Origin of the sequence: Lentilactobacillus kribbianus (assembly GCF_013184075.1) — a bacterium.
Lineage (GTDB): Bacteria > Bacillota > Bacilli > Lactobacillales > Lactobacillaceae > Lentilactobacillus > Lentilactobacillus kribbianus.
The window spans coordinates 880212-903975 of sequence record NZ_JABEQQ010000001.1; the positions used below are offsets into that span (position 1 = coordinate 880212).

The window sequence follows — 23764 nt, forward strand, 5'->3', positions numbered from 1 at the left end:
TGGCTTTTTATTTTGAAATGGAGAGAATAGATTGATTAGAGACGAAGCAGATGAGAACCTGCCCCGCATTCATTCGACCAAATTTATGGCGGTGGCATTGATGGCAGTGGGGGGCTTTGTTAACGCCTATACTTTTATTCAACGTGGTGGCGTTTTAGCTGCTGGCCAGACCGGAAATATCATTTTCATGAGTGTTAACGTAGTCAATCATGATTTTTTAGGTGTAAAAACTAAGTTAGCAACGATGTTGGCGTTTGCTTTAGGTTGTTTTATTGAACAAATTTTAAAAGAAACGCATCGTTATCATTACTGGCGTATTTCCGCTTTGCTAGTGGAAATGTTGGTCTTTTTCGTAGTGGGTTGGTTGCCTAAATCTACCCCTAATATGATTGTGGGACCAGCACTTGCTTTTGTGATGGCGATGCAAACAACAGCTTTTAGCGATATTCAAGGTATGGGGTATAACAACGTATTTACCACCGGTAATATTAAAAAATCGATGGTAACTTTAGCCACTTACCTAGTGACCGGTCGACGGAAACAATTGCGAACTAGCCTAACGTATTTAGAACTAGTATTAGGATTTGCCTTTGGGGCCATGATTTCGGCGTTGTTGCAAAATATTTATGCTGAAGCTACGATTTGGTGGGCTAGTGCTTTAGTGGCCTTGATTGCAGTTGGCTATGGTATCGCTATTTATCAGCGTAATAAAAATTATTATCAATAAAAAATGATGGAAAAGTCAGTCGACTTCTTCCATCATTTTTTAGTATTAATTAAGCTAAAACGTATTTTTGAATCGCATAGGCGACGCCGTCTTCTTTGTTAGTTTTAGTAACAAATTGAGCAGCCTTTTTAACATCATCCATGCCGTTACCCATTGCTACGCCAGTACCAGCATATTTAATCATGGTTAAATCATTATTGTTATCGCCGATAGCCATGACCTGATCAGCGGTGAGGTGTAATGATTCTGCCAGGCCTTTTAATGCGTTCCCTTTACTAGCGGCCTTATTCATGATTTCAATGAAGTAAGGTTCACTTTGAACGACGTAGAGGGAATCTTTTAAGGTGGCCGGAATTTGTTCCTTAATTCGTTCAATAACCTCTGGATAGTCAACATACATGGCCTTAGACATTAACATTTGCTCGTTAAATTCTTCCGGGGTTTTATATTCGATTGGTAGTCTCACTAGATAACCTTCAGCTGTGGTATAGGGACTTTGGTCTTTATTAGTAACGTAAATTTTATCGGTGGTTTCGATTTGGTAGTGAACTTTTAACTTTCTAGATAACATTTCGGTTTGCAAAAAGTCATCAAAGCTCAGGGTATGGTTTAAAATTACTTTGCCATTTAAGGTTTGAACCATAGCACCATTAAAAGTAATAGCATATTCTTCGTTGCCACTGATATTTAATTGCTTTAAATAGGGACTCACACCACTTAAAGGTCGGCCCGTAGTTAAGACGACTTTAACTCCTTTATTTCTGGCAGCAGTAATCGCCTCAATGGTAGCTGGTGCTAGTTGGTGTTTTTCATTTAATAGGGTGCCGTCAATATCAATAGCGATTAATTTAATAGTCATAGTTTAGTTACTCCTTGGGATGAATTAATTGATTATTTTTAATATAGTGGTTGAACTCGTCGTACTCTGGTTGAAATAAATCAACGTTAGCAGATGATTGTAAAATTTCACGGGGGAAAAAGAAACGGTTATCACCACTAAATCTATCAGCAATCGCCCGCACGATCGGACTGACATCGGCTAATCCTTGTAAACTACCATCAGGATTAATAAGTTGAATTTGTTTCTCATTTGGTTTTTCGGCATCGTAAGGCATGTCAAAACTATTATCAGTGGCGGTATAATAACGCGGATTGAAACCGGATTGTTCAACCAGTCCCCTTAATTTAGGCAATAAGTCCTGGGTGTTGTCATCAAATTTAACTGATTTCAAGGGTTTACGGTCGATAAATCGGTGAGCTAGGTCACTTAAATCGCTATCACCGTGTTGTTTCCAGTGAATGAAATAAGTATTTAAGACCCCATCATCTAATTGTAAGTAATCAGCTAAATTAAATTCATGATTAAGAAATGGTAATAAGAGGTAGGGGGTATCTGGGGTAGTTTCAGTTTGCTTGGCAAAAATTTCTTGGGCCCGTAATAATAACCGATCCAAAATAACTTCCATAGAACGCGATACAGGATGAAAATAAACTTGTTGATACATTTGAAACCGGCTCATCACATAATCTTCTACGGCGTGCATACCGTTCATTTCAAACCCAATACCATCTTCAATAGGGCGCATTACTTCCAAAATACGGTTTAAATCAAAAGTACCGTATTTGACGCCGGTATAGTATGCATCCCGTAATAAATAATCCATGCGATCAGCATCTAATTGACTAGAAATCATGGCAACAACTTGTTTATTGGGATAAGTTTTATTAATTACGCTAGCGACTTTTGCCGGAAAGTCTGGCGCTACTTGAGTTAATACCTGATTCACTTCGGTAGTAGGAGAAGTGATAATTTCTTGGGTAATTTGTTCATGATTGGTATGAAAGATATGTTCAAATGTGTGTGAATAAGCACCATGACCCACGTCATGCAGTAATGCTGCCGCTAAAGCGACTGGTTCTTCAGCGGGATTCCAAAGTCCATCACCCGTTGCCTTGGTAGCATAACTTCTAGTAAAACGTTCACTAATTCGGCGAGCAATTTCGTAAACACCTAATGAATGAGAAAAACGAGAATGTTCGGCACCGTGAAAGGTAAATGAAGTCGTTCCTAACTGCTTAATCCGACGTAATCGTTGAAATTCAGTGGTATTAATTAAGTCTAAAATAAATTGGTATTTAACGTAGACGTAATTATGAACCGGATCGCGAAAGACTTTTTCTTTATTCAGTGAAACGATATTATTAACCACTATTTTACCTCCTTTAACGTCGGCAATACTTCGTTACGCCGCTGCATATTTTTTAAAGCTTTTTGCTGGATAGCTTGGTAACTGGCCGTTTTCATGACGGAATGATCAATGTTAGCAGTGGTTAAATCTAATACGCCTAAAATGCGTTGCTTAATTAAATTAATATCTGCTAATTTGGGATTTAACGCCGCTAAAGTGGTCATGGAATCGGCATGCACTAGTGGAAAATCATCAACCTGGTAGTCGGCCTTACCATGATCATAAAATTGGCGAATAACTTGCCCCCGATGATTTTGATCGCCATTAATACTAATATAAATCATTAAAGCAATAGCGTCTTTATGTCGTCTTTGAGCAATTCCGGCGATCTTTTTACCGTTAACACTCAAATCATAACTACCAGGACAGTAAGAATGTTTAATTTCATAGTTCTGAATGGCTAATTCTGGTAGTGCACTAGCAATCAATAATTTCATAATTTCATAGGCTTCACTGGTATTTAATTGTTGTCCTTGACCAGGTAAAAAGTAAGATACATTTAAAATACCTGGGTCGCTAATAACCGCTAATCCACCAGAATTACGAAGAAAATAATGATAATCTTGGGCGATTACTGCCTGTAATCCGGCCGTTAAATCTGGTAGTCGTTTATCATTAAGTCCTAAAATGACCGTCGGTTCACTGGTTGTCCAAAATTGTAGAAAACTTTGCTGATTTTGGTCACTTAATTCTAGTAATGCATTGGTATCAGCAAATGATAATAGTTGCTTGGCCGGTGCATAAGTTGAATCAAGTGGAATAACAGTTTCATAATTATTTGTCATCATATCATTTCCTCTTTAAATTAAAGTCGGAATCATTTTTTATTATACCAGACAACGCTTTGAGGGAAAATTGCTTGGTTTAGATAGGTGCAACAAACTGCGTTTGGCTTTATAATGTAAAATAATATGTGAAGGAAAAGAGGGGAAATTATGCCAGGATTAACCGATAGTGTGCCGGTCCAGATTCATTTAACCACCGCCATTGATCAAGAAGATCAACACGACGATTTTGTTTTTGATATTGAAGGACAATTGGTTCAAATGGGGAAGACACTTTATCTTCGCTACATTGAAGAAACGGTAGAGCAAGGACGAGTACCGGTTACAATTAAAATTATGCCGAACGGGGATGTAAAATTAACTCGTTCTGGTCAGAATCGCTTACAATTAAATTTTAGACGTGGTCATCGGTTGTCAGCTCAATACAAGACCCCTTATGGTTTGATGAATATTGATACCGTGACGCCGTTGTTAAATGTTAAAATTGCCGAACGCCCCCTTAGAGGCGAACTGAAAATTGACTACTTGTTGTACGGTGGTGATCAGTTACTTGGTAAATATAATATTAGATTGCAATTTACAATTTAGACGAGTATAGTTATCCTTAGACTGTTGAAAGGACGTGTACCAGTTTGGAATTAGAAGTCTTTGAAGGCCAAAATAAAAGTGAATTGTCAATGATTGAAGTGGCACATGCGATTCTCGCAAAACGCGGGGATACTATGCCCTTCGCTGATTTGGCTAATGACGTACAAGAATATTTGGGTGATAGCAATAAAGAAATTAGAGAACGTCTTGCCCAATTTTATACTGATTTAAACGTTGATGGCAGTTTCATTTCGCTGGGAGATAATACCTGGGGCTTAAGAACTTGGTACCCATACGAATCGATCGATGAAGCCACTGTGCATACAGATGACGAAGAAGACGATCGACCAAAGAAGAAAAAGCGTCGGAAGGTTAATGCCTTCTTGGCGGATGCTTCTGACGATGATGATGTTATCGATTACGATGATGATGATCCTGAAGATCAAGAAGATGAAGAGTTCGTTGACAACGAAGGGGTTGCTGAAGACAATCCTGATGACCTTGGTAAGTATGGCAAGGACATGGAAGATGTTGATACTGATACCGATGATGATGATGATGAAGACGAAATGCCAGATGGTATTGAAGGTGAATTATCTGAATTAAGTGATGATGATTTAGCTGACGATGATTCTGACGACTTTAACGTCAACGGTAACAACGAATAATAAAACAAATGCTTGACGTATGGTTAGAAAGTATGTAGTATAGCATTTGGGCTCTTTGAGCGAATTTTTAAAAGTGGTTCCCTATTCGATTTGAATAGGGAGCTTTTTGTTTTTTTAAGCGACTACCCCGGAATTTAACAGAGGAGTGGATAAATAATGACCAAATATATTTTTGTTACTGGTGGCGTTGTATCTTCACTAGGTAAAGGAATCGTGGCTGCATCTTTAGGCCGTTTATTGAAAAATCGGGGGTTAAACGTAACTATTCAAAAATTTGATCCATATATTAACGTGGATCCCGGTACAATGAGTCCTTACCAACATGGTGAGGTCTTTGTAACCGATGATGGTACAGAGACTGACTTGGATCTTGGCCATTATGAACGCTTTATTGATAATAATTTGAACCAGTATTCTAACGTAACGACTGGCAAAATTTATAATGAAGTCATCACTAAGGAACGCCATGGTGACTACCTTGGTTCTACTGTTCAAGTGATCCCCCACATCACTGGTATGATTAAGGAAAAAATTACTCGAGCAGCTAAAACATTAAATGCTGACATCGTTATTACTGAAATTGGTGGAACAGTTGGTGATATTGAATCACTACCATTTCTTGAAGCAATTCGCCAAATGAAATCTGAATATGGTGATGAGAATACTTTCTATATTCACACTACTTTAATTCCATATTTGCGAGCTGCTGGTGAAATGAAGACTAAGCCAACTCAACACAGTGTTAAAGAACTTCGTGGTTTAGGAATTCAACCAAACATGTTGGTAGTCCGTTCTGAACAACCAGTTACTAAAGCCATGAGAAATAAAATCGCGCTATTTTGTGACGTGGAACCACAAGCAGTTGTGGAATCATTGGATGCACCAACTCTTTACACTATCCCATTGCGTTTACAAGAACAAGGTATGGACCAACAAGTAGTAGATCACTTTGGTTTGGATGTACCTGCTGCCGATATGAATGAATGGCGTCAATTAGAAGAGCACGTGCAAAATCTTAGCCATACTACTAAGATTGCTTTGGTTGGTAAATATGTTGCCTTACAAGATGCTTACATTTCGGTTACTGAAGCACTTAAAGCTGCTGGTTATGTAGTCGACTCTGATATTGATTTGGTAAAAATTGATTCTGAAAAGGTAACTGAAGAAAATGCAGCTGAAATCTTCAAAGACATTGATGGCATCATTGTTCCTGGTGGTTTTGGTGATCGTGGTATCGAAGGGATGATTCAATCAATTCGTTATGCTCGAGAAAACAACGTACCATTCCTAGGAATTTGTTTAGGAATGCAAATGGCATCAGTTGAATTTGCTCGTGATGTTTTAGGTTACACAGATGCTAACTCAACTGAAATGAACCCAACTACTGAACACAATATTATTGATCTAATGGCTGATCAAGAAGACGTTCATGATTTAGGTGGAACTCAACGACTTGGTGCTTATCCTTGTGTCTTGAAGCCAGGTACTAAGGCTGCTGCCGCATATGACAATCAAGTTGAAATTTCAGAACGTCACCGTCATCGTTACGAATTTAACAATGCTTATCGAGAAGAATTCGAAGCTAATGGTATGACTATTTCAGGAACATCACCTGATAATCATTTGGTAGAAATTGTAGAAGTACCAGCTAACGATTTCTTTGTTGCCGCACAATATCATCCTGAATTTATCTCTCGTCCTAACCGACCTGAAGGTTTGTTTAGAGATTTCGTAGCAGCAGCTGAACAAAAGAGCGAAAAATAGTTCATTTAATTAAACTTTGAGACAAATGTTACAAATTATAGTGAATTATCAGCAAAGTGTTGTATTTTGGCCCTATATTCTTTAATATATCTAGTGACACGGTTAATATAGTTAACGAATGTAGTGAAGTGAGGAAAGTTATCGATGAGTAAACTAATAGTTAAGGGAGGAAATCGGCTTTCCGGTGAAATTACAATTGGTGGCGCCAAGAATAGTACGGTTGCCCTAATTCCTGCTGCCATTTTGGCAGATACACCGGTCCGGTTCGATTCAGTGCCGGATATTTTAGATGTTCATAACTTGATGCTAATTTTAGAATCAATGAACGTCAAATCCGATTTTAATGGCAATGTTTTAACGATTGATCCTTCAAATATTGTTGAAGGAGCGCTACCAAGTAAAGCAATTAAAAGCTTGCGAGCATCATATTATTTCATGGGTGCCTTGTTAGGTCGTTTTCATCGAGCCACGGTAACCTTCCCGGGGGGAGACAATATTGGCCCTCGACCAATTGATCAACATATTAAAGCGTTTAGAGCACTAGGGGCAGAAGTTACAGAAGAAAATGGGACCGTTAGAATGCGAACATCAGAAAATGGTTTGCATGGAGCTCAAATCTTTTTGGATATGGTTTCGGTGGGAGCTACTATCAACACCATTTTGGCTGCGGTAAAAGCACCCGGAACTACTATTATTGGTAACGCCGCTAAGGAACCGGAAATTATTGATATTGCTACCTTCTTAAATAATATGGGTGGTAATATTCGTGGCGCCGGGACAGATGTGATTCGTATTGAAGGAGTTTCGCGTTTAGAGGCTAAAAATACTCACACTATTATTCCGGATAGAATTGAAGCCGGCACGTATTTGAGTTTGGCCGCTGCTGCAGGGGACGGTATTCGCATTAATAACATTATTCCAGAACATTTGGAATCATTTACCGCTAAGCTTGAAGAAATGGGTTGTGACTTGACGATGTATGAAGACAGCGTCTATGTTGGACCATCAAAGATGCTTTCACCGGTAGATATTAAAGTAATGCCATTTCCAGGCTTTGCGACTGACTTGCAACAACCAATTACGCCGTTACTATTAAAGACGACGGGGCGTAGTACGATTGTTGATACCATTTATCCTCAACGGGTAAAACATATTGCTGAACTTAATAAAATGGGAGCCAAAGTTAAGTCCGAAGATATTGAAGAGGGCTTGATTGTAGTTGATCCTTCCTCTGATTTGCATGGCGCGGTTGTTGATGCCGGTGAAATTAGAGCTGGTGCGTCACTTCTGATCACAGGCTTAATGACGCAAGGTACTACGGAGATTCAAGGTGCCGATAACATTTTACGAGGTTACGGTAGTATTATCGATAAATTGCGAGGAATTGGCGCTGATGTCGAATTGATTCAAGACTAATCTCAATAATCCAACTTGTCAGCACCAATTTGGTGTGATAGACTAATAAAGTTGACTAAACGATAATCTCTGGGTCAGCAAATGATTCAGGGCAAAGGAGCGATATATAATGAAAAAAGGAATTCATCCAGATTACCACGAAGTTGTATTTCAAGATTCAAGTACTGGTTTCAAGTTTTTAGCTGGTTCAACTAAGAACTCTGACGAAACTACTGAATATGAAGGTAAGACTTACCCATTGATTCGGGTTGAAATCACATCAGATTCTCACCCATTCTACACTGGTAAGCAAAAGTTCACTCAAGCCGATGGTGCAGTGGACCGTTTCAACAAGAAATACGGTTTCAACAAATAATTTTAAAAAAAACGGATCTCATTCAATTGAGGTCCGTTTTTTTGTTGGGTTAAATTTAAAAATGGGTAATAAAAAAGTTTCCATTCGTTAAACTAGACCGAAAATGGAAACTATAATATATTATGAACGAGTTGATTTACGTAATTCATGGGTTTCGCCGGTAACTAATACTAGGTTTAAGATAACTAACAGTGACGTAGAAATAAAGACGCCAGAATAACCAAATTGAGTTGAAACCATTGAACCAATTAGGGGACCGATAACATTTCCCATTGATTGAAATGATTGATTCCAACTGAAAATTCGCCCAGTAACTTCTGGCGGAGTGTTTTTGGCTAGTAGGGATTGAACGGAAGGTAACATAGCGGCATTACCGATTCCCATAATGAATCGTAAGGCGATTAACTGCCAAACGTTAGTAACAAAGGCCATCGGAATATAGATGACTACTGCTAAACAAAAGCCCGCCATTAATAATTTTTCGGCACCAATACGATCTCCGAGTTTTCCTAAACGAGGAGCGGCAATTAAGGTAGAAATACCAGGAATGGAGGCCACAACCCCACTGAAGAAAGTAGCTTGAGCGCTGTTATGCATGATTTGTCGAACGTATAATGATAAAATAGGTGAAATCGAGTTATTGGATGCTTGAATAATCATAGTGGTAATAAACATGCCAAATACTAATTTGGGAGCTTTTAAATCAGCAATCACGCCTTTTGTGTCAAGCATTTCGGCTTTTTTAACAGGAGTGAAATCTTCGTGAATGAAAAAGAGAGTTAAAATGAAGACCAACAATAAAATGGCACCGGTAATAAAGAAAGTGACCCGATAAGTGAAAACAGAAGCCAAAGTCCCACCTAACAACGGTCCTAACAAAGTACCGGAAACAATGCCGGTTGTTAAAGTGCCTAAGGCCTGCCCACTTTTTTGTTTAGGAACTTGAGTAGCAATTAAGGCATTAGCATTACTGATGTAACCGGAAAAGACTCCTTGAATTAAACGAGCAATGATTAATTGCCAGACGTTAGTGACTAGACCCATGGAAGCAAATACGAAGGCCATTCCCAGGGAGGCTCGTAACAACATGGCTTTGCGGCCAGTCCGATCAGCTAATTGGCCCCATAGTGGTGAAACCACAGCGGAAACTAGGTAAGTGGCTGAAAAAGCAAGCCCACTGTACAAACTCAATTGAGCGTGGGTAAAATGACCTAAAGTATCAACGTAAAGGGAGAGAAAGGGCATAACTTCACTAAAGCCAATCCCGGTCATGAAGGTACCAAACCAAAGAATGGCTAAATTTTCCCGCCAACTATTAGCGGAATTTGAATCTTTTGACAAAATAAACGACTTCCTTTGCTTAAAAGCTAAGTGACAAAAATAAGAAACGGGGCAAAATAATTGAACAAAAAATGGTTAAAAGCGATTAAAATCATCGGCTTCACGTTATTATTAGCACTTTCGTTAACTTTGATTTTTAATCGACAAATTAAAGATACGGTAATTGAATCCTACAAGCCTAAGGTTACCCAAAAAACGGTTAAAAAAGCGAATACTAAAAAAGCTAACTATGATTTTAAACAGGTGAAAAGTTTAGACTTACAGTCAGCCATGAAGGCCCGTTTTTCTAGTGATGACATTCAGTTAGGTGGCCAAATATTAATACCAAGCGCGGGCCTACATCTTCCTATTGGGCTGGGAGTTTCTAACGAAACTTTAGCTTTAGCGGCTGGTACTATGAGAGCTGATCAAAAAATGGGCGAAGGTAATTACCCTCTAGCAGGTCACCATATGGTTGCTAAAGATGTGTTATTTGGTCCTCTTTATTATAAGACTGCGGTTGGTGCCAAGGTCTATTTAACTGATATGAAAAAAGTCTATGTCTACAAAGTATACCAGCGTAAATTCATTGCGGCGACAGATGTTAAAGTAGTCGATCAAACTAAACAAAAAATTGTTACCTTAATTACTTGTGACGCTACTGGAGCTGGTAGATTAATGGTTCGGGGGGCTTTAGTAGATCAGTACGCACTTAATCAGGCTGATTCAAAAATAAAACGAGCCTTTAACGGGCCCGTTAATAGTGCAGCTTAAAGCTGATATTGTGCTTTAATGGCATCTAACCAGGCTGGCAGTGTTTCGCTTAGTTGCCGGTAAGTGCGGTCAAAGCGGTGATCATACCAAGGATCAGGAATTTCTTCACCTTGATGACCTGGTAAAATGTCATATGCTAATTTGATTTTTGCTGTATCATCGGCAGGAGCCATGCGCTTTAAATTCCGAACGTTTTGAGCATCCATGGTGATGATTAGATCAGCATTATCAAAATCGGCTCTAGTAATTGGGGTGGAAATTAATTGACTAGGATCTAAGCCGTGTTTTCTCATTTCGGCTTGAGCGCCAGGATGAGCAGGATTTCCTTGCTCTTCGGTACTAGTGGCCGCTGAAGCAACGGTAATTTGACTACTTAAGCCAGCATCAGCTACCATCTTGGTAAACATGGCTTCGGCCATTGGGGAGCGACAAATATTTCCTAGACAAACAAATAATACTTTTACCATTTTTTCATCCTCAAAATCCATTAATAAAAACATGCTATCAGTTATTTAGTAAAAGGGCAAATTTAGTTATAAACAAATGGGACTAATAATTATAGGTAAGTACGGACAATTTGGTCGATTAAGAGTACAATGAAGATTAGAAAATATTTAGGTTGGGGGAAGTTTTTATGCCGGCTAGTTACGTTTTTATAAATACAAATCCACTTACAAACATGGTTTTGTCGGCGGGAATCTCAGCGGCAGATTATGTGAACGGCTTGGAACAATTACCAGAGGACATTATTTTATTGCAAAATAACGTTGAGGCAGCTAACGGCTATAATTCACACTCACGGTTTAGCATGATCCGGGGAACTAATGAAGTGAGACGTTATCTACTCAACCGCAATTTAGCAACCAAAAAGTTCATCGATTATCGCAATGACGATAGTTTAAATAGTTTAATGGCAAATGAAATTGCCGATTTACTTTATTTGGCGCATATGGGAAATCCCATTGGGCGCCCATTTTCTTCTAAATTACTTAATCAATATATTTATTTGGAACAAGATGATGGCACCTTACGGACTTTTTATCGTCGTTTTTCATCATTTAACCATATTTTAGAAATCAGTATTAAACGTAATTTGCGAGAAAATCATAATTACCGCCGGGTCTTTTTACGACCATTAGCCATCACCGACATTGATAGACCGATATTGATTGATTTGATTACGAGGGGCAATGATGGTTTATTTATTTTATTTGATTCGTTAGTAGAACGGCATAAAGTTTATCAAATTCCACTACTGGTTCCCAAAAAACCAGAACAAGCTAGTATCATTTTAAAAACTAATTCGGTAACAGAAAATGCTGAAATTGTGGGTTATTTGATGTATAATATTCAAACATCGAAATGGGACTTGAAATGGAACGATTCTCATTAAAAAGGCTGAATCAAAAATAAGAATTATTGGAGCGATTAGACAATGAAGATGACTGTCGCAGAAATTGCGAAAGCAGTTAACGCTGATCAAACGTATTTAAATTCAAAATATTTAGACACTACCGTTACTGGTACTAATTTTGATAGTCGCCAGTTAGAAGTGGGTGATTTGTTTATCCCGTTAGCAGGGGCCCACGATGGTCATACATACGTCCAAAGTGCCATTGACCACGGCGCAGTTGCTACTTTTTGGGCTAGAGATCATGTTGATAGTGTTCCTAGTGAGATTGCAGTGTTAGTGGTAGAAGATCCTCTAGAAGCTTATCAAGAACTTAGTAAGCATTATTTAGATAAAATTAATCCCCGGGTGGTAGCAGTTACTGGTAGTAACGGTAAAACCACTACGAAGGATATGATTGCGGCTATTTTAGGCCAAAACTTCAACGTTACTAAAACGTTTGATAATTTTAATAACGAAATTGGGGTACCATACACGGTTCTTCAAATGGAAGCCAATACTGAATTTTTAGTAATTGAGTTAGGCATGGATCGTCCGGGACAACTAGATTTCTTAAGTAAATTAGTCTCACCCGATGTGGCGGTTATTACAATGATTGGTGAAGCTCATATTGAATTTTTTGAAACACGAGATAAAATTGCTGACGCCAAAATGGAAATTACGCATGGCTTAAAATCAGACGGTTATTTTGTATATAATGGGGATGAACCATTATTAAAAGAACGGGCTACTGATGTTGATGCTATGAAGCGTACATTTGGTAAAAATACGGACAACGATATTTACTCATTGGCTATTTATCCAAGTCGTGATAAGACTGAATTCAAGATTAATGTGGATCCAGAGCGTACTTACGCAATCCCATTATTAGGGGAATATAACGTTAACAATGCGCTAGCAGCTATTGAAGTGGGCCGTTTATTCCAGATTCCGGATCAAGTGATTAATAGCGCTTTGAAGGACTTTGAAGTTACCAAAAATCGGACCGAATGGTTGACTGGTAATCAAGGAGAAGCGATTCTTTCTGATGTTTATAATTCTAATCCCACGGCGTCTAAAGAAGTTTTACGAGCCTTTTTGGCTACACCAACCGAGGGACGTAAGCTAGTTGTGTTAGGTGACATGCTGGAATTAGGGAAGCAATCCAAATCAATGCATGCAGGATTAGCTACGGAACTGCCAGCTGCTCAAATTGATCAACTTTATTTAATTGGTGAAGACATTGAGGCACTAGCTAAAAAAGTTCAACCAGCCTTCGGTCAACGAGTTCATTATTACCATCGAGACCAATTAACTGAGCTGACCAATGATTTAAAAAATAATTTATTAGCAACAGATGCAATCATGCTAAAGGCGAGTCATGGAATTCACCTAGAGCAAGTGGTAGCAGCTCTTACAGCTGAATAAAATAGTTGGCGGTGTAACCATTTACATAGGTTATATCGTTTTTTATTGGCGAAGCAATTGCTTGCCAAAGTATCGTTAAAGTAGTACATTAATAAGGTTATTTAAATGGCATAATTATTTGATCAAGCTGTTAACGCTTCCCGGCAAAACGGATTTTTTGCTAGTTAGCAACGGAATCACTGATTGTTTCATATTTTAGGAGGAAACATTTTTGAAGTTTAACGAATTAGGACTATCAGACAGCCTTTTATCAGCTGTTGAATCAAGTGGTTTTGAAGAAGCCACTCCCATCCAAGCAGAAACAATTCCAATGGTGTTAGCAGGTAAAGACGTCATTGGTCAAGCCCAAACAGGTACTGGTAAGACCGCAGCATTTGGTCTACCTATTTTACAAAATATTGACCTGAAGAACCCAAACGTTCAGGCTTTAATCATTTCACCAACTCGAGAACTTGCTATTCAAACGCAAGAAGAAATTTATCGTCTTGGTAAAGATGAACATGCTAAGGTACAAGTAGTTTATGGTGGTGCAGATATTCGCCGTCAGATCAACTCATTAAAGAGCCATCCACAAATCGTGGTAGGAACTCCTGGTCGTATTTTGGACCATATTCGCCGGCATACATTAAAGTTAGAACATTTGAAGTTCTTAGTGCTTGATGAAGCTGACGAAATGCTTAACATGGGCTTTTTAGATGATATTGAATCTATCATCAAGGAAACACCAGAAGAACGCCAAACATTGTTGTTCTCTGCAACAATGCCACCTGAAATTAAACGGGTTGGGGTTCAATTTATGAAAGAACCACATCATGTTAAAATCAAAGCCAAAGAATTGACCACTGATTTAATTGATCAATACTACGTTAAGATTAAAGAACATGAAAAATTTGACGTAATGACTCGCTTCTTCGATGTTCAATCACCAGAAGTTACCATCGTCTTTGGTCGGACTAAACGTCGAGTTGATGAAGTGTCTAAGGGATTAGTTGCCCGTGGTTACAAAGCAGCTGGCTTGCACGGTGACTTAACTCAATCACGTCGGACTCAAATTATGCGTGAATTTAAACAAGGTAAGATTGATATTTTAGTAGCAACAGATGTGGCTGCTCGTGGTATTGATATTACTGGTGTTACTCACGTTTATAACTATGATATTCCTCAAGATCCAGAAAGTTATGTTCACCGGGTAGGCCGAACAGGTCGGGCCGGCAAGCATGGTGTTTCTATTACCTTTGCAACACCAAATGAAATGGATTACTTGCGTGAAATTGAAAAGTTAACCAAAGTACGGATGTTACCATTGAAGCCACCTTCGGAAGAAGAAGCTTTCAAGGGCCAACTATCAGTTGCTGAAATTCAAATTGGTAAATTAATTAGTCAAACCAAGACAGAACGTTTTGCTGATATGGCTAATAAGTTACTTAGTGAATATGATGCTACTGATTTGGTAGCCGCTTTGCTAAACGATACTACTCGAGACAACGTGAAGGTTAAGATTACACCAGAACGTCCACTTCCTCGTCATGGCCATGGTGGTCGTGGTCGTAATAATGGTCGTGGTGGTAATCGTCACTATGATCGTAATCGTCGTAGCGGTGGTGGTCATGGTCGCAATGGCGGTGGCCGTGGTAACGGTCATGGTGGTCACAGTCGTGATCGAGACCGCGATCGCGATCGTCGTCGTAACAATAAAGATAACAATAGTAGCCACAATAAAAATAATGGCGGTAGTAAACGTCGTTTCACCATTAAAAATGGTGACTAGTTATTAAAAAACGTCCACTAGGTGGGCGTTTTTTTGTGGTATTTTTTTGATGAAAAAGATATACCATGGTATGATATAGATTAATACTTTTACGGTTTGAGGAGCGCTAACGTGATGGTAACGGGAATTGGAATCGATATTACTGAAATAAATAGAATTGAGACGTTGATTGCCACGCACCAACATTTTTTGTCAAAGGTTTTGACACCAGAAGAGTTAGCTAGTTACCAAAAACGAACGGGGCAGCATCGACTAGAATTTGCAGCTGGTCGTTTTTCTGCTAAGGAAGCATACAGTAAAGCGTTTGGGACCGGAATCGGTCGCGCGGTTAATTTTTTAGATATTTGTATTTTAAATAACGAAAACGGGCAGCCATATTTTTTGTATCAACCATATGAAGGAACGGCATTGATTTCCATTTCTCATACGGATACTTTGGTTATGACGCAAGTTTTGTTGGAAGAGAAAGGATAATTGTTCAAATGGTAGTTGCTAATCATCGAAATGCTCAACTAATAATCAACCAAAAACATCTCTACCACAATATTAAGATGGCCACTGAAAGGTTAAATGCTGGAACTGAATTATTTATGGTAGTCAAAGCAGATGGCTATGGCCATGGGGCTGTTCAAGTAGCCCAAGTAGCTATTAAAGCAGGAGCAAGTGGCTTTTGTGTGGCAGTTTTAGACGAAGCGCTGGAATTACGAGCTGCTGGTATTGTTGATTATCCCATTTTGGTATTAGGATTAACTGATCCGGCTGATGCCGCCGTGGCTGCTGAAAATAACATCTCATTAACGGTTTCATCAGCTCAATGGTTAACTCAAGTGGCCGTTATGTTTAATGATTTGGCGGAGATTAAACCACTAAGTGTTCATTTTGGATTGGATACTGGTATGGGGCGAATTGGTTTTCAAAATAAAATGGAGTTAACTCAGGCACTGACAACATTACAAGCTAATGCTAATTATTTTAATTTTGATGGAATTTTCACTCATTTTTCCACGGCGGATAGTGCTGATGATGCATATTTTCAATATCAATTAACTAATTTTAAAAACTTAATGACGGTAGTTAACCCCCAACCCAAATACGTCCACGTGGCTAATTCTGCAACAAGTTTGTGGCATGATTATACTGGTAGCAATATGGTTCGCTATGGTATTTCCGGTTATGGTTATAATCCTTCGGGTCGAGAAATTGAACAATTACCTTATTCACTTGAACCTGCAATGAGTTTGGAGACACAGATTAGTTATTGCAAACAAGTGACAGCTGGCAAATCTATCGGGTATGGCGCTACTTATACCACTACACAGCCGGAATGGATTGGGACAGTTCCAATTGGTTACGCGGACGGAATTCCTCGTAATTTACAGGGATTTTATGTTTTAATTGATGGCCAAAAATGCGAAATTGTTGGTCGGGTTTGTATGGATCAGTTTATGATTAAGTTACCGCACGAGCTTCCAGTTGGAACTAAAGTGACGGTTATGGGGCAGTCTGGAGATAAAATGATTTCCGCAGACGACATTGCGGAGTATACTGGAACTATCAGTTATGAAATATTATGTGGTTTTAGTCAACGACTACCTAGAAAATACATTTAGGAATAATCTAACGTTGGTAAGAAATAAAAAAGTTAGTGATAAAGTGGGGAAATCACAATGACAACACATTTTACGCGGTCTTATTCCGTAGCAATTAGTGCTGAAAAAGTACAACGAATGAAGCGAGTTTGTAAAGAAGTCAGCTTAGCTCAAACCAAACTGGCGTCTATTGCAATTGATAAGTTTGTGAAGGATCCCAATGTAGCCCAACAATTAATGGAAGGCTATGTTGAAATGGCGCGCTTAAATCGGGAGATTACCAGTGAATTTACTTGTTGTGAAGAAGATGCTGAGACGGTCTTAACTAGGGCCCGCACCAAGATTTTATGAAAACTGATTAATAATTAAATAGGAGGGATGTTTAATGAGTGATAAGAAGACATTCAAACGTGGTGATGTCTTTTTTGCTGATTTATCCCCGGTGGTGGGTTCCGAACAAGGCGGGATGCGACCGGTGTTAATTATTCAAAATGATGTGGGAAATCATTACAGTCCCACGGTGATTGTGGCAGCTATTACTGCTAGAATCTCTAAGCCCAAAATGCCTACGCATGTCGGTATAACCACAAAGGATGGGGTAGATCGAGATTCAGTTATTTTATTAGAACAAATTCGCACTATTGATAAACAACGCTTAAAGGATCAAGTAACTCATCTACGCAGTTCTATCATGAAGCGAGTCGACAAAGCGTTACAAATCAGCTTAGAAATTCCTGTTGAGGTTGCGGCTCGCTGAGTAGTACATAATTTGGCAACTATCATGCTGCTTTTATTAGCGGTAATAACTTAATAAAAAAACCAGCTGCTTACTTAGCAACTGGTTTTTTTATGTTTAAATTATTGATTTTCTGATTTTAAGTCTTCTACTTCTGGAACCTTAAATTCTTTTCGTTCAAGAGCGGCAATAATACGGTTAACCCGGTCTTTATCCACTGATGCTGGTAAAGTAAACATGATGCGGTGAATTTCGTCGCCTTCTTGATCATCTAAAGTGATAACACTAGCGATGCCAGTGTATTTAGTGATAATCTTAGTAACGTCTTCTAAATCACCACGACCACCAGGAACGATAACCGTTAAAACGTAACTACCCACATTAACGTTCCAAGATTGAGACAACATATCTAATAAACGAGTATGTGTCAAAATACCATAGAAGTTGTTTTGTTCATCTAAAACTGCAATGTATGGTAAGTCTTTAATAGAGAAGAAAACATGGAAAAAGGCTGAATTGATATTAATGAATTTGGTCGCATTTCTCAACAGAGTTGTAACGGGAAGAGACATGTCGCCACCGTTCGCTTTGTGTTGATAAATGTGCATTCGATAAATGTTACCTCGAAAAATAGTTCCAGTTTCGTCTAAAATAGGAACACAACGGAAATTAGAATTTTCCAAAACTTTTAATGCATCTTCAATGGTGGTGCTTTCAGAAACAGTGGTGAGCCGGTCTTTGGGCTTAATCAATGATTTCATTAACATAACCAATTCCTCCAATCAAACTGTGATAGATACTACCTATATAATAACATATCATCATCTAAAAAGATTATTCTGATCAACTTGAATAGCTTTTACCAATGATTAAAATTATTTTACCATTGAATTTTTACTATGGGTACAAAAAAACGGCCATGATGGCCGTTTTTTTATTGCTAGGAATTAAAGTTTGCTCATTCCATCAGCAGTAGTTTTCTTAAGTGTTTCAGCTGAAGCTTGCATTTTCTTCATTTCATCATCACTCAATGGAACTTCCAAGACATTAGCAACACCAGAAGCGTTGATAATAGCTGGAGTACCGATGTAAATGTCATCTAAACCATATTGGCCATCAAGTGGAGCACCAACAGGTAACACAGCATTTTCATCGTTTAAGATAGCCTTAGTGATGCGCATCAAGGCAGTACCGATACCGTAGAAAGTAGCTCCCTTACGGTTAATGATTTCGTAAGCTTTGTTACGAGTATCATCTTCGATTTGAAGTAAGTCATCTTTTGAAAGACCAGCTTTTTCAGCAAGAGAAACCAATGGTACAGAACCAACTGTAGCTTCATCCAAAGCAGCAAATTCTGAATCCCCATGTTCACCCATAATGTAAGCATCGATTGAACGAGGGTCAATGTTTAATTTCTTACCCAAAGCAACTTGTAGACGGGTAGTATCAAGTGAAGTACCACTACCGAAGACACGGTTCTTAGGGAAGCCAGAGAATTTTTGAGCAGCGTAAGTCAAAATATCAACTGGGTTAGCTGCAACTACGATAATGCCATCAAAACCTGATGCTACAATAGGCTTGATGATTGATTGCATAATCTTCAAGTTCTTGTTAACAAGGTCAAGACGAGTTTCGCCGGGCTTTTGTGGGGCACCAGCAGTAATTACTACAACGTCTGCATCGGAGCAGTCGTCGTAATCACCTGAATAAACGTGTTTTGGTGAAGTGTATACTTGAGCATCTTCAAGATCTAACGCGTCTCCTTCAGTTCGTTCTTTGACAACATCGATAATTACGAATTCTTCAGCGATTCCTTGTTGCATCATTGCAAAAGCGTATGATGAACCAACCGCACCGTCACCTACAAGGGCAACTTTTTGACGACCTAATGCCATATAAAAATATCCTTTCAAATGTGATCTTTACGACCTTAATTTATTGAACAAACCTAGTATAGCATGGGAGCAGTAGGGAAGCATGGATTTAGTGAAAAAATTGTTAAATATTGTATGGTATAATGAACCGATAAAAATTGTGCCAATTAGCTGAACGCAAAGCCCGTTCGGCTGTTTGTGTTGGCAGTCAGTGAGGAAGCTTTAAAATGAAAATGATTGTTGGATTAGGAAATATCGGTCCCCAATATGACCGTACGCGTCATAATACTGGTTTTATGGCCGTAGAAGCGTTTGCTAGTGAGCATGGTATTTTGATTAATACCCGTAAAATGGATGCTAAATATGGTACTGGTGTAGTCAACGGCACCAAAGTTATGGTTGTTGAGCCAACCACTTTTATGAATGAATCCGGTCGGGCAGTCCATCCCTTGATGAAATACTTTGATGTTTCTATTGATGACGTCATCATTGTTCATGATGATATGGATTTACCAGTGGGTAAAGTGCGTTTTCGTGACAAGGGTTCTGCCGGGGGTCATAATGGTATCAAGAGTATTATTGAGCATTTAGGTACTAAAGAATTTGCCCGCTTAAAAGTGGGGATTGAACATCCTAAGCAAACTAAAGTAGTAGATTACGTTTTAGGTCGATTTACGGCCGATCAACAACCCATGATTAACCAAGCACTCGATACGGCAGTCGCTGGTTTAGATGATTGGATTACTGGAATGAGTATGACTGAATTAGAAAATAAATATAATTAGTAATTTGAATTAGTAGGAGGAGTTGCGTTGGAATTTGATCAGTTACTGACCCAGATTCCGCAGTATCAAACTTTAATGCGGAATGTGGCATCTAATAGTCGACAATTAGTTACGGGTAGTAATGGCTCAGCAACGACGCTGCTGTTAGCTACAATTGTTAAAAATCAGCACCAACCCATCATCGTGATTTGTGATACTTTATATCACGCTGACCAATTGGTAAGTGATTTAGTGAACGTTTTACCACCAGATATGGTGTATGAATTTCCGGTGGAAGAAATGATTGCTGCCGAACTAGCCACTAGTTCACCAGCTTTTCGTTCTCAACGAGTCTTAGCGTTGAATCAATTATTAAGTGGTCAGCCTGCAGTTATCGTGACGGCAGTGTCAGGATTAAGACGGCTGTTACCATCGCCGGAACAGTTTAAGGCAGCTAAGTTGAAGTTAACCATTGGTGATGAAGTGGATTTAACTCAATTACGTTTAAACTTACACCAAATGGGTTACGTTAACCAAAAAATGGTTGCGGCACCTGGGGAATATTCGATTCGCGGTTCCATCGTGGACGTTTATCCGTTAAACAATGATTATCCAGTCAGACTGGATTTTTTTGATACAGAAGTCGATTCCATGCGAATTTTCGATTCAGCCGATCAACGCAGTATCGAAAATATTGCTGAAGTAGAAATCCTACCAGCCTCCGATATTTTAATTACGGATGTTCAACGACAAATATTAGTTAAAAAACTAACGGATGTTTTAAAAAAAGAAACTAGCCAGGCTAATGCTGAACAAGCGGCTTTATTAACTGATCATGTTGAGTCCCAAATCACCGATATTCAGGCTGGGTTAGCCGATACTTCACTGGTGTTATATAGTCAGTGGTTATATGAGCAACCCACTACTTTATTGGATTATTTAAGCACGGATGGTATTACGATTTTTGATGATTATTCACGGCTACAAGATGCTGATCGGGACTTGGCTGGTAGCCAACAAAATTGGTTAGCCGATGAAGTTAAAGCTGGTAAGGCCTTTCAAGCAACACATTACACTACCGATTTAGCGACAGTTTTTAAAGCCGATCAACACGCTCAGATATTATTGTCACTTTTTCAAAAGGGACTAGGCAAAATGAGATTAGATGACGTGGTTGATTTAACCACTCGTCCCATGCAACAATTCTTTTCGCAAATGCCGATGTTAAAAACTGAGGTCGGTCGGTGGCAGAAACAAAAACAAACCGTCATTATGTTAGTTGACGATGAACTCAGGGTTCAAAAGGTCGCCAAAACCATGGCTGATTTTGAAATTGCTGTGACGCAAACGACGGCGGATAATATTATTCCGGAAACGGTTCAAATCATTTCTGGTCAATTGCACAATGGATTTGAATTGCCGGAAGCTAATTTAGCTATCATCACTGAAAAAGAATTATTTGGTCAAGTAACTAAGAAACGACCTAGCCACCAAACTTTTAACAATGCCGAAAGAATTAAAAGCTATACTGACTTAAAGCCTGGTGACTACGTGGTGCACGTTAATCACGGAATTGGTCGCTATGAAGGCATGAAGACGATGGAAGTAGACGGTAAGCACCAAGATTACTTAACGATTACTTACCGGGATAATGCCCAAATCTTTATTCCCGTCACTCAACTTAATTTAATTCAAAAGTACGTCTCAGCTGATGATAAAACGCCCAAAATCAATAAATTAGGTGGTAGTGAGTGGGCTAAAACTAAACAAAAAGTGGCGGCTAAAATTGAAGATATCGCCGATGATTTAATTGAATTATATGCGGCCAGAAGCGCGGAAAAAGGTTACGCTTATCCTAAAGATGATGCGTTACAAAATGAATTTGAAGCAGCCTTTCCATATTCCGAAACCGGTGATCAATTAAGAAGTACTGCCGAAATTAAGCATGATATGGAACAATCCCGGCCCATGGATCGTTTATTAGTGGGGGATGTGGGCTACGGTAAGACTGAGGTCGCATTACGAGCTGCTTTTAAGGCTATCGAAGTGGGCAAACAAGTCGCCTTTTTGGTACCTACCACTATTTTGGCACAACAACACTATGAAACTATGGTGAGTCGGTTCAATAATTTTGCGGTGGAAGTACGGGTATTATCCCGATTCCAAACGCGAGCAGAAGTAAAGGACACCTTAGCGGGATTAGCTGATGGTAGTGTAGATATCGTGGTCGGAACTCACCGCTTATTGTCTAAAGACGTGAAGTTTAAAGATCTAGGAATGTTAATTATCGATGAAGAACAACGTTTTGGGGTCAAACATAAAGAACGAATTAAGCAACTACGTTCAGATGTAGATGTTTTAACCTTAACAGCCACCCCAATTCCTAGAACATTAAATATGTCAATGATGGGGGTTCGAGATTTATCGTTGATTGAAACACCGCCAGCTAATCGTTATCCTATCCAAACCTATGTTATGGAACAAAATCCGGGAGCCATTATTGATGGTATTCAACGGGAAATGCAGCGAGGTGGTCAAGTATTTTACTTGCACAATCGAGTAGAAGATATTGAACAAGTTGTGGCGAATCTAGAAGAACTAGTTCCAGATGCTCGGGTGGGATACATCCATGGTCAAATGACGGAAGTTCAGATGGAAAATATTCTCTATGATTTTGTTAATGGTGAATATGATGTTTTGGTTACCACTACAATTATCGAAACCGGAGTGGATATCCCCAACGTCAATACATTATTTGTGGAAAATGCGGACAAGATGGGATTATCTCAACTTTATCAATTACGTGGTCGAATTGGTCGCAGCAGTCGAGTGGCTTATGCTTACTTTATGTACCAACCTAATAAGGTATTAACCGAAGTGGGTGAGAAACGATTAGAAGCCATTCGAGATTTTACGGAATTAGGTTCAGGCTTTAAAATTGCGATGCGTGATTTATCTATTCGTGGTGCCGGTAACTTACTAGGTAAGCAACAACATGGATTTGTTGATTCAGTTGGTTATGATTTATATACCCAAATGTTGTCAGATGCTGTTGCCAAAAAACAAGGGAAAAAGGTGGTTCATAACACGGACGCCGCCCTGGAATTAGCAGTGGAAGCTTATTTACCAGATGAATATATTGAAGATAAGCAACACAAAATTGAGTTGTATAAACGAATTAGACAGGTGCAAAATCAGGAACAACTAGACGAAGTGGTAGACGATTTGATTGATCGGTTTGGAGAATACCCGCCGGCAGTAGCTAACTTGTTAGCAGTCGAAAAATTAAAGTTAAGTGCCGATGCAGCTTTAGTCACTAATATTCGGCAACGAGATAAACAACTGACCATTAATTTTGATAAGCGGGCTAACACCGTTTATGATGGCGAAGAATTGTTTAAGGCCATTAGCATGACCGACTTTCGCCCCAAAGCTAGTAAAGTAGACGATCACTACGTTATTTCTTTGATTATTCAGCCTAAGTTAACGGATTGGTTTGAACAATTGACCAAACTAATGACCATTTTGGCAGATTATCGACGGGAAAAGTTGACTGACGGGGATTAAGA

General features: G+C 39.0%; 23 protein-coding genes. 16 read left to right on the forward strand and 7 right to left on the reverse strand.

Annotation, left to right across the window (positions count from 1 at the left end; genetic code table 11):
* The first annotated feature begins 31 nt into the window (after positions 1-31).
* Positions 32-727, forward strand: a complete 696-nt coding sequence (locus HII32_RS04420) for a YoaK family protein (RefSeq protein ID WP_246224823.1) — start codon at positions 32-34, stop codon at positions 725-727.
* Positions 728-776: 49 nt separating this feature from the next.
* Here HII32_RS04420 and yidA read toward each other — a convergent pair whose 3' ends face one another.
* From yidA to HII32_RS04435, 3 genes are read right to left on the reverse strand one after another with little or no spacing between them, the layout of a single operon-like run.
* The gene (yidA, locus tag HII32_RS04425) at positions 777-1586 is read right to left on the reverse strand and encodes a sugar-phosphatase (protein ID WP_172188649.1); all 810 of its coding nucleotides are present in this window, start codon (positions 1584-1586) and stop codon (positions 777-779) included.
* Positions 1587-1593: 7 nt separating this feature from the next.
* Positions 1594-2937 (reverse strand): HD domain-containing protein, encoded by a 1344-nt coding sequence (locus HII32_RS04430; protein ID WP_172188651.1) that lies wholly within the window; start codon positions 2935-2937, stop codon positions 1594-1596.
* Complete coding sequence (locus HII32_RS04435) at positions 2937-3764, reverse strand: lipoate--protein ligase family protein (protein ID WP_172188653.1); 828 nt, start codon at positions 3762-3764, stop codon at positions 2937-2939. Before HII32_RS04435 ends, HII32_RS04430 begins: the two co-directional genes overlap by 1 nt.
* A 147-nt stretch (positions 3765-3911) precedes the next feature.
* Between HII32_RS04435 and HII32_RS04440 the strand changes: the two genes are divergently transcribed.
* The 5 genes from HII32_RS04440 (at position 3912) to HII32_RS04460 (ending at position 8552) form a co-directional block, all read left to right on the forward strand.
* Positions 3912-4349, forward strand: a complete 438-nt coding sequence (locus HII32_RS04440; protein WP_172188655.1) for a YwiB family protein — start codon at positions 3912-3914, stop codon at positions 4347-4349.
* A 44-nt stretch (positions 4350-4393) separates the two neighbouring features.
* Positions 4394-5017, forward strand: a complete 624-nt coding sequence (rpoE, locus tag HII32_RS04445) for a DNA-directed RNA polymerase subunit delta (protein ID WP_172188657.1) — start codon at positions 4394-4396, stop codon at positions 5015-5017.
* Between the two features lie 156 nt (positions 5018-5173).
* Positions 5174-6781 (forward strand): CTP synthase, encoded by a 1608-nt coding sequence (gene pyrG, locus HII32_RS04450; protein WP_172188659.1) that lies wholly within the window; start codon positions 5174-5176, stop codon positions 6779-6781.
* A gap of 144 nt (positions 6782-6925) precedes the next feature.
* Complete coding sequence (locus HII32_RS04455; RefSeq protein ID WP_172188661.1) at positions 6926-8197, forward strand: UDP-N-acetylglucosamine 1-carboxyvinyltransferase; 1272 nt, start codon at positions 6926-6928, stop codon at positions 8195-8197.
* Between the two features lie 109 nt (positions 8198-8306).
* A complete protein-coding gene (locus tag HII32_RS04460) occupies positions 8307-8552 on the forward strand; it encodes a type B 50S ribosomal protein L31 (RefSeq protein ID WP_172188663.1) in 246 nt (81 codons plus the stop codon).
* 120 nt (positions 8553-8672) lie between these two features.
* Here the strand turns inward: HII32_RS04460 and HII32_RS04465 are convergent, their stop codons facing one another.
* Positions 8673-9893, reverse strand: a complete 1221-nt coding sequence (locus HII32_RS04465; protein ID WP_172188665.1) for a multidrug efflux MFS transporter — start codon at positions 9891-9893, stop codon at positions 8673-8675.
* Positions 9894-9953: 60 nt separating this feature from the next.
* Between HII32_RS04465 and HII32_RS04470 the strand changes: the two genes are divergently transcribed.
* Positions 9954-10646: a class A sortase gene (locus HII32_RS04470; protein ID WP_172188667.1), complete on the forward strand. Its 693-nt coding sequence runs from the start codon at positions 9954-9956 to the stop codon at positions 10644-10646.
* Here the strand turns inward: HII32_RS04470 and HII32_RS04475 are convergent.
* Positions 10643-11113 (reverse strand): low molecular weight protein-tyrosine-phosphatase, encoded by a 471-nt coding sequence (locus tag HII32_RS04475; protein ID WP_172188669.1) that lies wholly within the window; start codon positions 11111-11113, stop codon positions 10643-10645. The genes HII32_RS04470 and HII32_RS04475 overlap by 4 nt on opposite strands.
* Before the next feature lie 167 nt (positions 11114-11280).
* On the opposite strand from HII32_RS04475, the gene HII32_RS04480 reads away from it, so the two are divergent.
* From HII32_RS04480 to HII32_RS04510, 7 genes are all read left to right on the forward strand, one after another.
* The gene (locus tag HII32_RS04480) at positions 11281-12039 is read left to right on the forward strand and encodes a hypothetical protein (RefSeq protein WP_172188671.1); all 759 of its coding nucleotides are present in this window, start codon (positions 11281-11283) and stop codon (positions 12037-12039) included.
* Positions 12040-12081: 42 nt separating this feature from the next.
* Complete coding sequence (locus tag HII32_RS04485) at positions 12082-13464, forward strand: UDP-N-acetylmuramoyl-tripeptide--D-alanyl-D-alanine ligase (protein ID WP_172188673.1); 1383 nt, start codon at positions 12082-12084, stop codon at positions 13462-13464.
* 211 nt (positions 13465-13675) lie between these two features.
* Positions 13676-15232: a degradosome RNA helicase CshA gene (gene cshA / locus HII32_RS04490; RefSeq protein ID WP_172188675.1), complete on the forward strand. Its 1557-nt coding sequence runs from the start codon at positions 13676-13678 to the stop codon at positions 15230-15232.
* Between the two features lie 114 nt (positions 15233-15346).
* Positions 15347-15706, forward strand: coding sequence for a holo-ACP synthase (gene acpS / locus HII32_RS04495; protein ID WP_172188677.1), 360 nt, complete (start codon positions 15347-15349; stop codon positions 15704-15706).
* A gap of 8 nt (positions 15707-15714) precedes the next feature.
* On the forward strand, positions 15715-16842 hold the full coding sequence (gene alr / locus HII32_RS04500; protein ID WP_172188679.1) for an alanine racemase: 1128 nt from the start codon (positions 15715-15717) through the stop codon (positions 16840-16842).
* A gap of 57 nt (positions 16843-16899) precedes the next feature.
* Positions 16900-17172, forward strand: a complete 273-nt coding sequence (locus HII32_RS04505) for an antitoxin (RefSeq protein WP_172188681.1) — start codon at positions 16900-16902, stop codon at positions 17170-17172.
* Between the two features lie 34 nt (positions 17173-17206).
* Positions 17207-17578 carry a type II toxin-antitoxin system PemK/MazF family toxin gene (locus tag HII32_RS04510; protein WP_172188683.1) on the forward strand — a complete coding sequence of 124 codons (372 nt, stop codon included), beginning with the start codon at positions 17207-17209 and terminating at the stop codon, positions 17576-17578.
* A gap of 101 nt (positions 17579-17679) precedes the next feature.
* On the opposite strand, the gene cbpA is transcribed toward HII32_RS04510, so the two are convergent.
* On the reverse strand, positions 17680-18324 hold the full coding sequence (cbpA, locus tag HII32_RS04515) for a cyclic di-AMP binding protein CbpA (RefSeq protein ID WP_172188685.1): 645 nt from the start codon (positions 18322-18324) through the stop codon (positions 17680-17682).
* 180 nt (positions 18325-18504) lie between these two features.
* Positions 18505-19452 (reverse strand): L-lactate dehydrogenase, encoded by a 948-nt coding sequence (locus HII32_RS04520; protein WP_172188687.1) that lies wholly within the window; start codon positions 19450-19452, stop codon positions 18505-18507.
* 206 nt (positions 19453-19658) lie between these two features.
* On the opposite strand from HII32_RS04520, the gene pth reads away from it, so the two are divergent.
* Both pth and mfd read left to right on the forward strand, forming a co-directional pair.
* Positions 19659-20216 carry an aminoacyl-tRNA hydrolase gene (pth, locus tag HII32_RS04525; protein ID WP_172188689.1) on the forward strand — a complete coding sequence of 186 codons (558 nt, stop codon included), beginning with the start codon at positions 19659-19661 and terminating at the stop codon, positions 20214-20216.
* Between the two features lie 27 nt (positions 20217-20243).
* A complete protein-coding gene (gene mfd / locus HII32_RS04530; RefSeq protein WP_281355378.1) occupies positions 20244-23762 on the forward strand; it encodes a transcription-repair coupling factor in 3519 nt (1172 codons plus the stop codon).
* Positions 23763-23764: the final 2 nt, after the last annotated feature.